Raw genomic sequence first — 13,778 nt, forward strand, 5'->3', positions numbered from 1 at the left:
TTGCGAATGCATGTAACTATTGAAATCTCTAAATAAAAACGACATGAAACCCGATTTTTCAGATATAACATTAAACTCAGCTGTAAAACATACAGTTGAAACTAAAGAAGAGACTAAAGACGTTTGGAATACTCCTGAAGGCATACCTGTAAAAAAACATTTTACAAAAGAAGATATTTCAGAAGCTGAACATTTACATTATACAGCCGGTGTGCCTCCTTTTTTAAGAGGACCTTATAGCGCCATGTATGCAATGCGTCCTTGGACAATTCGTCAATATGCCGGATTTTCAACTGCAGAAGAGTCAAATGCTTTTTACAGAAGAAATTTAGCTGCAGGTCAAAAAGGACTTTCAGTAGCTTTTGATTTAGCAACACACCGTGGTTATGATTCTGATCATCCACGTGTAACTAGTGATGTTGGTAAAGCAGGTGTTGCTATAGATTCTATATTAGATATGGAAATTTTGTTCGATCAAATTCCATTAGATAAGATGTCTGTTTCTATGACAATGAATGGTGCTGTATTACCAATTATGGCATTTTATATTGCAGCGGCTAAAAAACAAGGTGTATCTTTAGATAAGCTTTCAGGAACGATTCAGAATGATATTCTAAAAGAATTTATGGTGCGTAACACTTATATTTATCCACCAGCACCTTCTATGCGAATTATTGGTGATATTTTTGATTATACGACTAAAAATATGCCTAAATTTAATTCCATTTCTATTAGTGGTTACCATATGCAAGAAGCTGGTGCAACCGCAGATATTGAATTAGCATACACTTTAGCCGATGGAATGGAGTACATTAGAACTGGATTAAAGTCAGGTTTAAAAATTGATGAATTTGCGCCTCGTTTATCATTCTTCTGGGCCGTTGGTATGAATCACTTTATGGAAATCGCAAAAATGCGTGCGGCGCGTATGCTATGGGCAAAAATCATAAAAACGTTTAATCCTAAAAACCCAAAATCTATGGCATTGCGCACACATAGTCAGACATCTGGTTGGAGTCTAAGTGAGCAAGATCCTTTTAATAACGTAGCTCGTACTTGTATTGAAGCAATGGCTGCAACATTGGGAGGAACACAATCTTTACATACAAATGCATTGGATGAGGCAATTGCTTTACCTACAGATTTTTCGGCTAGAATAGCACGTAATACGCAAATATTTATTCAAGATGAAACACAGATGACCAAATCTGTTGACCCTTGGGCTGGGTCTTATTATGTTGAGTATTTAACGCAAGAAATAGCAAAGAAAGCTTGGAAATTAATTGAAGAAATAGAAGAACTAGGAGGAATGGCAAAAGCTATTGAAACTGGTGTTCCAAAATTACGTATAGAAGAAGCTTCTGCTCGTAAACAAGCGCGTTTAGATTCGGGGCAAGATATTTTAGTTGGAGTAAATAAATTTAAAACAACTGAAGAATCAAATATTGAAATTTTAGAAGTTGATAATACGGTTGTTAGAGATTCTCAAATTGCACGTTTAAATAAAATGAAGGCTGAGCGCAATTTTGATGTAGTTGCTAAAAAACTTAAAGCATTAGAGAATTGTGCTGGAGGAGGTGAAGGTAATTTATTGGCTTTAGCTGTTGAATGTACAGAAAATTTTGCTACATTAGGTGAAATATCTGATGCTTTAGAAGTTCATTTTGGTAGGCACAAAGCAGATACTAAATTGATAAGTGGAGTGTACGGAAAAGAAGTAAATGACGATAGTGTGTTTGCGAAAGCGCAAAAAATGACTGATAAATTTGCAGAAATTGAAGGTCGCAGACCAAGAGTTATGATTGCAAAAATGGGTCAGGATGGACATGATAGAGGTGCAAAAGTTGTTGCTTCTAGTTTTGCAGATTTAGGTTTTGATGTAGATATGGGAGGTTTATTTCAAACTCCAGAAGAAGTTGCAAAACAAGTTGTAGAAAATGATGTACATTTTGTTGGAGCATCTAGTTTAGCAGCTGGGCACAAAACCTTAATTCCTCAATTAATTGGTGAATTAGAAAAATTAGGAAGACCAGATATTATGGTTTTTGCTGGTGGAGTTATACCTGCAAAAGATTATGATTATTTATTCGAAAGAAAAGTAGTTGCTGTATTTGGACCTGGTACTGTAATTTCTGAAGCTGCGATTACAATTATGGAAAAGTATTTAGAGAAAGAATAAGTTTTAAATTATAGATACTAAAAATCCCAAACATTTATTGTTTAGATTTTTTTGTAATTTTATATTACAAAATTAAATTAAAGTGATTTTTTAAAATCTTCAAGTATTTTTTGTGCCGCTTTAACTGGCGAAATTTTTGCAGAAACAATATCCTTTTCTAAAATTGAAAGCTCGCTTTTAATTTTTTTTGAACCATAAAACAATTGTTTTAATTCTTCATTAATATTATTATACATCCATTTTATTTGTTGGTGATTTCTATTTTTTAAGAAATAACCATTCTCATTAACCAATTTTTTAAATTTTAAAACTTCATCCCAAACATTAGAAATCCCTATATTTTTTATTGCAGAAGCAGTAGTTACCACAGGACTCCAACCGGACTCAGATTCTGGAAAAATATGAAGCGCATTTTGGTATTGTAATCTAGCCATTTGACTCATTCTCATATTATCTCCATCGGCTTTATTAATGATAACCATATCAGCCATTTCCATAATTCCTTTTTTAATTCCTTGTAATTCATCACCAGCACCAGATAACATCAACAATAAAAAGAAATCTGTCATTCCATGTACAGCAGTTTCAGATTGCCCAACACCAACAGTTTCAATTAAAATAATATCATATCCAGCAGCTTCACAAAGCAACATTGTTTCTCCTGTTTTGTTGGAAACACCTCCTAAAGTATCACCAGAGGCAGAAGGTCTAATATACGCTTCTTGTAAAATAGCCAATTCTTCCATTCGAGTTTTATCTCCCAAAATACTACCTCTAGAACGTTGACTACTTGGATCTATAGATAATATTGCAACTTTATGTCCTTCATTTACTAAATGCAAACCAAAGACTTCTATAAAAGTACTTTTACCAACTCCGGGAACTCCCGTAATACCAATACGAATCGATTTCCCAGAATTTGGTAATATTTCTTGAACTATTTCTTTAGCTAATATTTTATCACCTTCTAAATTACTTTCGATAATTGTAATTGCTCTAGACAAAATAACTCTATCACCTTTTAAAACTCCATCGATATAAGCTTTTGATGTTAATCTATTTTTAGATTTATATTTTTTCATTTTTGAGATATAATAAGCTGCAATTATCAAAAATTTTTAGGATAACAAAGATAATAATAAAATAAAAAAAGTATGACATAAAATATTTTTCTTCTACAAATTAAATAGCAATTTTTATATAACAGGCAATTATTATTTTATGGCAAATTTGAGGGTTAATGCTATAAATAAACATCTTTTAAAACTCATCGATAAAAAAGGACTTTCTGTATAGTCAATTGCGCTAAACTTCTATTCTTATTTTATAAGAATACATATAGTTACATCTTTGAAGTGTTAAATTAAAACACCGAAAAATGAAATCATTCGTAATTATAGCAAGTTTGTTTTTAGTGCAATTAGGTTTTGCACAAGAAACAGCTACAAAACCATCTACCAAAGTTTGGTCTTTACAAGAAAGTATAGATTATGCTTTAGAAAATAACATTACTATTAAGGATGCAGCTTTGAATAAAAATATTGCAGAGGTTGATTATAACACATCAAAATCATCAAAATTACCAAACCTTTTTGGTAGTGCATCACAAAGTTTTTCTAACGGGAATACTATTGATCCTATTACAAGTAATTATGTAACAGACCAAATACATAGTACAAATGTGGGAATTAACACTTCTATGACTTTGTTTCAAGGAAATCAGATCAACAATCAAATTAAGCAAAATAAAATATTATTTGACCAAAGTGTTTTTGATGAAGAAGTAGAAAAAAACAATATTGTTTTAACAATTTTAGAAACTTATTTACAGACTTTATATAGCAAAGAAAGTATTGCTGTAGCAGAAAATAATTTATCTGTGTCAGAAAAAGAAGTTTTAAGAGCTAAAGCGAGATTAGATGCTGGTACTATTGCATTAAGTGACTATACAGAAGCTCAAAGTCAGGCTGCAACCAATAAATACAATGTTATTGCAGCCAAAAACGATTATCAACAATACATTATTGTACTAAAGCAATTATTAGAATTATCGCCAATGGATGAAATGGAGATAGAAAGTGTAGATGATAATTTAGACTTATTAAATATCGAATTAAATAAAGTAGAAGTATACAAAAATGCTTTAGGTTATTTACCAGAAATTAAATCGAGTAATTTAAATGTGGATGCTAACAAAAAACAATTAGAAATTACTAAAGGAGGCTTTTTGCCAACATTAGAGTTATCTGGTAGTTTAGGTTCTGGTTACACAAGTGTAGATGATAGTACTTTTTCTGATCAGTTTGATATCAACTTTAATCAAAAATTGGGTTTGTCTTTAACAATACCAATTTTTAACAGAAATCAAACAAAAGCGGCAGTAAAAACAGCAAACATTAATATAGAAAAAGCAGAAATACAAAAACTAACTACCGAAAAAGAAGTTTATAAAAAGGTAGAAACGGCTTATCAAAACGCATTGTCTTCTCAAGAGCAAGTAATTGCATCAGAAGCTTCTAAAGCAGCAGCAGAACAAAGTTACAAGTTAGCACAAAAGAAATATGAGTTAGGCGATTTAAGTACTACAGATTTAGTAATTAGCCAAAATACATACACCAATGCACAACAAAATTATTTACAAGCTAAGTATTTAAATATTTTATATCATCAATTATTACAATTTTATCAAGGAAACGACATTAAACTTTAATTAATACTCTCATGAAAACTAAAAAAAATATCATAATAAGCAGTGTAGCAATTGCTGTAATTGCTTTTGCAGCTTATCTTTTTTTAATAAAAGGAGATGATGCAATCATTATAGAACCAAAAACAATTACTGCAAAAAAATCTGATGTAACAACAATGGTTACTGCAACAGGAACAATAGAGCCAATAAACCAAGTTGATGTAGGTACACAAGTATCTGGAGTTGTAGAAAAAGTATATGTAGATTATAATAGTGTTGTTAAAGAAGGGCAGTTAATTGCAGAGTTAGATAAGACAAATTTAAAAGCAGCTAAAACACAAGCACAAGCTTCTTATGACAATGCGGTAACACAAAGAAAATATATGAAAACTATTTATGAAAGACAAAAATCGTTATACAATAGTCAAGTAATTAGTAAATCTGATTTTGATGATGCTGTGTATGATTATGAAACTGCAAAAGGAACGGTAACACAACGTTTATCAGACTTACAATCTGCCATTACCAATTTAGGATATGCAAATATATACTCGCCAATAGACGGAGTAGTATTATCTAAAGATATTGAAGAAGGACAAACAGTTGCAGCAAGCTACAGTACTCCAACCTTATTTACAATTGCACAAGACTTAAAAGAAATGCAAGTAGAAGCAGACGTAGATGAAGCGGATATAGGACAAGTACAAGAAGGACAAAGAGTAGAGTTTACTGTAGATGCTTATATAGGAGAAACATTTAATGGTGTAGTAACGCAAGTACGTTTAGACCCAACAGTAACCTCTAATGTAGTTACTTATACAGTGGTAATTAAAGCTGATAATGAAGATTTAAAGTTGAAACCAGGTTTAACAGCAACAATTTCTGTGTATACTTTAGAGTTAAAAAATGTATTGTCTGCAGAAGCAAAAGCTATTAATTTTAAACCAGAAGCAGAAACTTTATCAACGTATAATTTACATCATAATTTACCAGAAACTACTGTAAATACAGCAAGTAAAAGTAAAACACTTTGGGTATTAGGTACGGATAGAAGTATAACAGAAAAAACAGTAACATTAGGTGCTAGTGATGGGGTAAATGTTCAAATTTTAAGTGGAATAAATGTTGGTGATGAATTAGTGTATAGTTTAAAAGCTATTTCTAGATCAGAAGGAAATCCAGGAGGACCAGGAGGATCTAATGAGAGTCCTTTTATGCCAAAACCACCAGGAAAAAAATAATAGCAATGAGCAAAGAAATTATAAAAATAGAAGATTTAAAGCGAGAGTTTACCATGGGCACCGAAACGGTTCATGCGCTTAAAGGGATTTCGTTTACTATAAATGAAGGGGAGTTTGTAACCATAATGGGTTCTAGTGGTTCTGGTAAAAGTACCATGTTAAATATCTTAGGATGTTTAGATCAACCAACATCTGGTTTGTATGAAATTGACAATGTAAGTGTTAAAGATTTAAGTAGAAATGAATTAGCAACTATCAGAAACGAAAAAATAGGTTTTATTTTTCAATCGTATAACTTATTAGCAAGAACATCTGCTATAGAAAACGTAGAATTACCTTTATTATATAACAGTAAGGTTTCTACAGAAGAACGAAGAGAAAGAGCTATAAAAGCATTAAAAATGGTAGGGTTAGGAGAAAGATTACACCATACTCCATCTCAACTTTCTGGAGGACAACAACAGCGTGTTGCTATTGCAAGATCTTTAGTAAACAATCCGGTAATGATATTAGCAGATGAGGCTACTGGAAACTTAGATACACGTACATCGTATGAAATTATGTCTTTGTTTCAAGAATTAAACAAAAAAGGAATCACGATTACTTTTGTTACGCATGAGCCAGATATTGCAACTTTTAGTAGCAGAACAGTGGTTTTAAAAGATGGCCACGTTATGCAAGATTATAAAAATAACAAGGTACAGTCTGCTGCAAATGAATTAGCAAAACTACCTAAAGAAGACCATTAATTATGAGACTATTAAACTTACTTAAAATTGCTTTTAAAGCTATTGTTCTTAATAAAACAAGAACATTGTTAACCATGTTAGGAATCATTATTGGTGTTGCTTCTGTAATTGCAATGTTGGCAATTGGAGAAGGATCTAAAGAAAGCATACGTACTACCATTTCTAGTATGGGTTCTAATATGATTACTATAAGACCTGGTGCAGATACAAGAGGTCCTGCAAGAGGGAGTGGAGGAGATGTACAAACGCTTACACTTAAAGATTACGAAAAGATTAAAGAACAAACAAGCCTGTTAAGTTTTATGACACCAGTTGTAAATGGTGGCGGTCAAGTAATTAGCGGCTCTAACAACTGGCCAAGTACTATTTATGGGGTTAATCCAGAATATTTAGACATTAAAGTGGTGGATTTACAAAGTGGTTCTATGTTTACAGATGTTGAGGTGCAGTCTGCATCTAAAGTTGCATTAATTGGTCAAACCGTAGTAGACAATGTTTTTCCTGATGGTCAAGATCCTGTAGGACAAATGATTCGTTTTGATAACATTCCGTTTAAAGTAATAGGGGTGTTAGAAGAAAAAGGAGAAAATACGTTTGGACAAGATCAAGATGATGTTGTAATAGCTCCTTATACTACAGTTCAAAAACGTATTTTGGCTATAGACTATTTAAATCAGATTATGGCTTCTGCAATTAGTGAAGATGATGCACCAGAAGCAGTAACAGAAGTAACTGCTATTTTACGTAGCCAACACAAATTAATGGACAATGAGGAAGATGATTTTTCTGTTCGTTCTATGGAAGAATTAATTTCTACTTTTAGTTCTACAAGTGAAATGTTAACCATTTTATTGGTAGCTGTCGCAAGTATTTCTTTATTGATTGGAGGTATTGGTATTATGAATATTATGTATGTTTCGGTAAAAGAGCGTACCAAAGAAATTGGTTTGCGAATGGCGGTAGGAGCAAAAGGAGCAGATATTTTAATGCAGTTTTTAATAGAAGCCATTTTAATAAGTATTACTGGGGGACTTTTAGGAGTTCTCTTAGGACTCTCCGCCACGGTTTTTATAGAACAATTTTTACATTGGCCAACAAGTGTTGCTATGTATTCTATTGTTATTTCGTTTGCAGTATGTGCTGTAACAGGTATTTTCTTCGGATGGTATCCAGCACGTAAAGCATCAGCATTAGACCCAATTACAGCTTTACGTTACGAGTAAAAAATCAACATTAGTCATAAAATAGTATAAAAATGAAAACGATAATAAATAGAACAGCTTTAAAAACAATGTGTTTGCTATTAGTTGTTGTTACAATAGAATCTTGTACCAATAAAAAAAAGAATACAAAAGAAGCTGTAACAACAAAATCTAATTATACACAAATAGCAACAGGACAAGTGGTAGCTTATGGAGAAGATGGTGAAATTTTAAATGATTTAAATCCAGGAGATCCTCTTTATGGACAAGATGCAAATTATTTAAAAGGGAAAGAGATGTCTTTTAAGAAAAATGAAGACGGAACTGTCTCAGATTTAAATTCTGGGTTAATGTGGCAAGAAATCCCAACTACACAAGGTTTTGATTGGCAAGGAGCAAAAGAGTATGTAGAGAATTTAGAATTGGGTGGTTATAATGATTGGAGAATGCCTACACTAAAAGAATTGTATTCTATTAGTGATTTTAGCAAAGGTTGGCCTTATTTAAATACTTCTTGTTTTTCGTTAGTTAATAATAAACATGTAGATAAGAGTGAGCAATATTGGGCAGATAACCCATATATTGGTCATACAGAAGAAGGTGGATATACAGCTGCTTTTGGAGTCAATCATGCTACTGGTCATATTAAAGCATATCCAGGAGAAGAACCTAAAGGTAGAGGAGAACGAAAAGGTCCACCTCCAGGAAATCAAAATCCACAAGGGCAACAGGGAGAGCAAAAAGATGAAAATCGACCACCACCTCCAGGAAATGGGGAGCGTCCATCAGGAAACCCAATGTTAAAACATGTGCGTGCAGTTCGTGGAAATATTTACGGAATAAATGATTTTGTAGTTAATGAAGATAAAACAATTACAGATAAATCAACAGGCTTAATGTGGTCTACGAAAGATAGTGAAAAAGGGTTAGATTGGAAAAATGCTTTGGCTTATGCAGAAGAATCTGAATTGGCAGGATATTCCGATTGGCGTTTGCCAAACGTAAAAGAATTACAAGGTATTGTAGATTATACTTATGCACCAGGTGCTGAGGATTCTAGTAATGAAGGAGCAGCAATCAATCCGATATTTGCTATTTCTGAAATTATCAATGAAAATGGAGATAAAGATTATCCGTATTTTTGGACAAGTACATCAGCAAGATTTCAAAAAGGAAAACCTTATTATTATGCTTGGTATGTAGCATTTGGTAGAGCTGTAAATCCTAAAGGATTAGATTTCCATGGAGCAGGAGCCGTAAGATTTGATACAAAAGATGAGCATGGACCAGCAGGAGAAGGCGGAGAGCGTTATTACAATTATGTGCGTCTAGTAAGAAATGTGAAATAAAAATATATAAGAGTTTAAATTGTTGAGGTCATCTTGGATTCAACGTTGCAACGCAACAAATTATTATTGTTTTAGATGTTATTAAGGGACAAATTTTAATTCATTCTGCATCATTTCTTTCGGAGTTTTATATGCAATAATTTTGTGAGATCTGCGTTTAGTTTTTCTTGAATAGTTAGGAGTTTTTTTATATTAATTTCATTAAAGTTAGTTCCTTTAGGAAGATAACTTCAAATAATTCCGTTTGTGTTTTCATTAGTTCCTCTTTACTAGGAAGAATAGGGGGTAAGATGTATATTTTTATTCCCATTTTTTTAGTTAATTACTTCATTAAATTTCTCCCAGAAAACATTGTCGAAAGAAGACAAAGCAAAATTATCTTCAGATTCCGTAGCCTCACCCATTCTTATAATTACTAAATTTTTACTAGGTACAATATAGATGCGTTGTTCATCTTTACCTAAAGCAGCAACCAGATCTGCAGGTGCATTAGGAATTAGGTTTCCTGTAAATTCTGTTTGAGTAGATGGTAGCATGTAGCTACTTTTTCCATTTAACCACCATAGATAACCATAAGCTGGATTGATACTTTGAGAAGTTGTTTTACTATCTAAAAAGAAATCTTGATTAATAATTTGCTCTCCGTCCCAGTTTCCATTTTGAGAAGCCAATAATCCAAATCTTGCCATACTTCTTGTATTGCTATGATAAATACGATAAAAAAATCCGTTATTCCAGAATCCAACCATACCAATTTTATTACCTAATTCAGTATTATAATAGCTTTCAAATTCGGTTCCACTAGCATCTTCAACTACATTCATTAATCGTTGAAACACGTTACCATATGCCCAACGTGTTCCAGCATCTGCAAGAGGAACTAAATTGTTTTTGATCACTAATTGAGGTACTTCATCTAGACCAGACGTCATAGTTAGTAAATTCTTTACCGTAATTAAATTTTCTTGTTCTAATGTAGCACTTGTCCACCCAGTACCAATATAATCAGAGACTTTATTATTAATGTCAATTAATCCATTTTGTTCCGCAATACCGGTTGTAGCTGTTACCAAGGTTTTACCTGCACTATTCCATTGCCAAGTATCGTTTGCTGTATGACCGTTATAATATTCTTCTACTACAATTTTTCCATTGACCAATACCATGAAAGATTTTGTATTTTCCTCAATAAGAAAATTTTTCAATTCTACAAGTTTGTTTAAATCCCAGTTCAATTGAGTTGGAGGTATGTTTTCCCAATTATTGGTATTAATAGGTGGGAAATATAAAGATTCTTCTGGTGTGTCTAACTCGATTGAATTATCGGACTGACAACTTAAAATAGTTGAAAGAATAAATATTATAAATAACCTATAAATCATAATAGTGTTTTCTTTTTCTTTTACAAAAACCAAATAAAAATAATTTGGTAATTTAGTAAATATACACAAAACTTCTATAAAGTATAGAATACGTATTAATTTTAGCCGTTGCTAGAAAATATATTTATTTCATTAATTCTAAAGATTTTAGAGTAATTTCTTTTCTTAAATTTAGGAATATTTTTTTATTTGTATTTTTATTAGGTTCAATATTAGTAGCAAAAAAGTAAATCTTATTTTTTGATTTAATATAACCTACAAACCAACCATTATTATTACTATTTCTAATAGATAAACCTGTTTTTCCATACAATTTATACCCTTTATTTTCTTCAATAAAAGATATTTTTTTCATAATTTCTTTAGTTCTTTTAGAAATTTTTAATTCTGAATTAACAAGCCGTTTTAAAAAATCTATTTGTTGAAATTGATTAATTTTTGATGTTCCCTCTAACCAAAATAGATCTAAATTCTCAGAGGTAACATCCATATCACCAAATTGCAATTCATTAAGATATTTTTTCATTCTTTTTTCTCCAATTTTATTGGCAATTTCTTGATAGCATGGCACACAAGAATATTGAAAAGCATTTCTTAATATTAAATCTTGCTCCCAAATTTTATAAGCTCTTTTTTCTCCATTCCATTTGAATAATGTACTATCATTTTCTACAATCTTAGTTTCTAAAGCAATGATAGAATTCGGGATTTTAAATGTAGAAGCAGGTAATCGTCCAACTTTAGCCCAATCAAAGTTATTAGAGTAGAATAAATCTTTTTGGAAATCATAAATAAGAATAGAACCGTTTACATTATTGGAATCTATAATTGATTGAAATTCGGGTTTAAATATTTCTTTTTTATTAGTTTTTTCATTACAAGAAACTAAAAGGTATATTACTAAAACTATATTTAATATTTTTATATTCATACTGCTGATAGCTTTTATTGTGATTTTGTACATGATTTAACTAATAAAAGTCGAATAGAATACGACAAATATTTACGTAATTAGATTAGAACTAACAATTAATTTTTTATGCTGTTAGATATCGTTCTTTTGTAGACTAATTCAAGTAGAAAACAAAAAAGGATTATTCCAAAAGCAATCAAAACACCCGTTTTGTTTTCAGAATATTGCTGTGTTAAAAGTGTTACAAAAGCCGATGCACAGAGTATGGTTGAAAATAAATGAATGAATTTATTCGAATCTAAAATTGTATGTTTTTTATATCCAATATAATTAACAATAGTAAAAATCAACAAGAAGCCAGCACTTCCAGCAGTTGAAATACTCTGAAGATTAATTGAATTGACCAAGATAACAGATAAGATTGAGGTAATAATAAATCCTATTGGTTTTCCCCAGAACTTGTGGCAAAAATATTTTGGTAATTCTTTATCCTCTGCAATATCATAGTTAACTCTTCCACTTCCTAAAACAGTTGCATTAATTGCTGAAAAAGTAGATATCATTGCTGTAATGGTAATTATTGTAAACCCTATTTGACCTAAAGTAGGTTCGGCTGCTTTTGCTAAAACATATTCTTGTGCATTAGCAATTTGTTGAAATGGAAGTGCGGCTACTGTAACGATAGCAATCAATATGTAAAGTATTACGACAAAACCAACGGCATAGAAATAAGCTTTCTCAGTGTTTTTTTCTTTGTTTTTTAAATCTGAAATTGAATTTGCAATTAATTCAAACCCTTCATAAGCAACAAATATTACCATTCCTCCAGAAAGTAATAGTAAAGGTTCTTCCCAGTTTTTTGTTGATAGTTGATTTACATTTTCAGGATGTAAAGAAATTCCATAAAAACCAACTCCTATAAAGGCAATTAGAATTAATAATTTTATTATTACTGAAACAGACTCAATAATACTAACAAGTTTTATGCTTAAATAATTAATTAGTAATGCTAGGATAATTATAGAGGATTGAAAAATTTTTACATCAATGTCTTTTTCTCCAGTAATTGAAATTAATTCAGCACTATATGAGCCAAACGCAGAAGCATACAGCGCCAACATTACAATATAACTAATCCAAAGAAGATTATTTACACCTCCTGCAAAAATACCATTACCAAATTGATGATGAACAAACCTTACAGTACCTCCATTTTCTGGGTATTTTTTTGAAAGTTTAGCATATGAATAAGCTGTTAATAACGCAATTACTCCTGCTAAAAGAAAAGCGATAGGCGTTCCTCCTTTAGCTAAAGAAACAGCAAGACCAAGAACAGCAAAAATTCCACCACCAACCATTCCTCCAATTCCAATAAAAACGGCATCTTTTAGTCCAATTTTTTTATTCACTCAATTTGTTTTTTTAGTTATGCCTAACGTGCCTGTAGAATTTTCTTTGTTGTAGTTAAGCTATAAAGTTAATAAATAATTGATAACAAAGAAAAATTCGTAAAGATTTTATAAGTGTATTAGCCACAATAATTTAAAATTATTTTTCAACTATTTAATTCCCTAACAACTTTTAAGATTTTTATAAAAAATAATTGTCAAATTTCTAAAATATCTTCTATAAGAGAAAAAATAGAGACTAACAATTGTAATGGTTGATTTAAATACTTTTGTTAAAATTTTTGCAATCATGATATTTACAATTATAGATATAGATAAAAAGGTGACTGTAAATAATAACAATAAATTATTTGTTGTCACATAGGCCTTCGTACATAAAGAAAAATCACAACAATAATTAGATACTAAGAAAATCTTAAGAGTTTCATAAATTATTATTTGCATCAAGATAAGAATGATTAGCGCTAAGATTAGCAAATCATTCCATTTAGTTTTGTATAGAACAAAAAACATATAAAGCAAGTAGAGTGGTTGTTAAAAATAACACTTAGCATTTTATAGTGGCCTTTGTTAGTTTAAAAAAGGAAAGATTAAAAACAGAGTTTTTAATTGAGTAGAATGATACTTAGTCATTATTTGTACTTTTTATGTAAATACAAAATAAA

General features: G+C 31.0%; 10 protein-coding genes. 6 read left to right on the top strand and 4 right to left on the bottom strand.

Annotation, left to right across the window (positions count from 1 at the left end; translation table 11 throughout):
- Positions 1–43: 43 nt before the first annotated feature.
- Positions 44–2,179 carry a methylmalonyl-CoA mutase gene (scpA, locus tag ACJJVY_RS02300; RefSeq protein WP_405604717.1) on the top strand — a complete coding sequence of 712 codons (2,136 nt, stop codon included), beginning with the start codon at positions 44–46 and terminating at the stop codon, positions 2,177–2,179.
- Between the two features lie 77 nt (positions 2,180–2,256).
- On the opposite strand, the gene meaB is transcribed toward scpA, so the two are convergent.
- Positions 2,257–3,261, bottom strand: a complete 1,005-nt coding sequence (gene meaB / locus ACJJVY_RS02305) for a methylmalonyl Co-A mutase-associated GTPase MeaB (RefSeq protein ID WP_405604719.1) — start codon at positions 3,259–3,261, stop codon at positions 2,257–2,259.
- 296 nt (positions 3,262–3,557) lie between these two features.
- Here meaB and ACJJVY_RS02310 point away from each other — a divergent pair, with 296 nt between their 5' ends.
- From ACJJVY_RS02310 to ACJJVY_RS02330, 5 genes are read left to right on the top strand one after another with little or no spacing between them, the layout of a single operon-like run.
- Positions 3,558–4,889, top strand: a complete 1,332-nt coding sequence (locus tag ACJJVY_RS02310; RefSeq protein ID WP_405604721.1) for a TolC family protein — start codon at positions 3,558–3,560, stop codon at positions 4,887–4,889.
- A gap of 11 nt (positions 4,890–4,900) precedes the next feature.
- Positions 4,901–6,109, top strand: a complete 1,209-nt coding sequence (locus ACJJVY_RS02315; RefSeq protein WP_405604723.1) for an efflux RND transporter periplasmic adaptor subunit — start codon at positions 4,901–4,903, stop codon at positions 6,107–6,109.
- A gap of 5 nt (positions 6,110–6,114) precedes the next feature.
- Complete coding sequence (locus ACJJVY_RS02320) at positions 6,115–6,858, top strand: ABC transporter ATP-binding protein (protein WP_405604725.1); 744 nt, start codon at positions 6,115–6,117, stop codon at positions 6,856–6,858.
- Between the two features lie 2 nt (positions 6,859–6,860).
- Positions 6,861–8,081: an ABC transporter permease gene (locus ACJJVY_RS02325; protein WP_405604727.1), complete on the top strand. Its 1,221-nt coding sequence runs from the start codon at positions 6,861–6,863 to the stop codon at positions 8,079–8,081.
- Positions 8,082–8,113: 32 nt separating this feature from the next.
- On the top strand, positions 8,114–9,409 hold the full coding sequence (locus tag ACJJVY_RS02330) for a DUF1566 domain-containing protein (RefSeq protein ID WP_405604729.1): 1,296 nt from the start codon (positions 8,114–8,116) through the stop codon (positions 9,407–9,409).
- A 314-nt stretch (positions 9,410–9,723) separates the two neighbouring features.
- On the opposite strand, the gene ACJJVY_RS02335 is transcribed toward ACJJVY_RS02330, so the two are convergent.
- The 3 genes from ACJJVY_RS02335 to ACJJVY_RS02345 form a co-directional block, all read right to left on the bottom strand.
- Positions 9,724–10,791 (bottom strand): serine hydrolase domain-containing protein, encoded by a 1,068-nt coding sequence (locus ACJJVY_RS02335; protein WP_405604731.1) that lies wholly within the window; start codon positions 10,789–10,791, stop codon positions 9,724–9,726.
- Positions 10,792–10,915: 124 nt separating this feature from the next.
- Positions 10,916–11,722: a class D beta-lactamase gene (gene blaOXA, locus ACJJVY_RS02340; protein ID WP_405604733.1), complete on the bottom strand. Its 807-nt coding sequence runs from the start codon at positions 11,720–11,722 to the stop codon at positions 10,916–10,918.
- A 98-nt stretch (positions 11,723–11,820) separates the two neighbouring features.
- A complete protein-coding gene (locus ACJJVY_RS02345; RefSeq protein WP_405604735.1) occupies positions 11,821–13,113 on the bottom strand; it encodes an APC family permease in 1,293 nt (430 codons plus the stop codon).
- Positions 13,114–13,778 lie beyond the last annotated feature (665 nt).

The organism is Polaribacter sp. Asnod1-A03 (genome assembly GCF_045063585.1).
GTDB lineage: Bacteria > Bacteroidota > Bacteroidia > Flavobacteriales > Flavobacteriaceae > Polaribacter.

Coding starts and splice junctions, on each gene's coding strand:
- ACJJVY_RS02310 (WP_405604721.1), top strand. CDS start 3,558: ATGAAATCATTCGTAATTATAGCAAGTTTGTTTTTAGTGCAATTAGGT.
- ACJJVY_RS02325 (WP_405604727.1), top strand. CDS start 6,861: ATGAGACTATTAAACTTACTTAAAATTGCTTTTAAAGCTATTGTTCTT.
- ACJJVY_RS02335 (WP_405604731.1), bottom strand. CDS start 10,791: ATGATTTATAGGTTATTTATAATATTTATTCTTTCAACTATTTTAAGT.
- meaB (WP_405604719.1), bottom strand. CDS start 3,261: ATGAAAAAATATAAATCTAAAAATAGATTAACATCAAAAGCTTATATC.
- ACJJVY_RS02330 (WP_405604729.1), top strand. CDS start 8,114: ATGAAAACGATAATAAATAGAACAGCTTTAAAAACAATGTGTTTGCTA.
- ACJJVY_RS02320 (WP_405604725.1), top strand. CDS start 6,115: ATGAGCAAAGAAATTATAAAAATAGAAGATTTAAAGCGAGAGTTTACC.
- ACJJVY_RS02315 (WP_405604723.1), top strand. CDS start 4,901: ATGAAAACTAAAAAAAATATCATAATAAGCAGTGTAGCAATTGCTGTA.
- scpA (WP_405604717.1), top strand. CDS start 44: ATGAAACCCGATTTTTCAGATATAACATTAAACTCAGCTGTAAAACAT.
- blaOXA (WP_405604733.1), bottom strand. CDS start 11,722: ATGAATATAAAAATATTAAATATAGTTTTAGTAATATACCTTTTAGTT.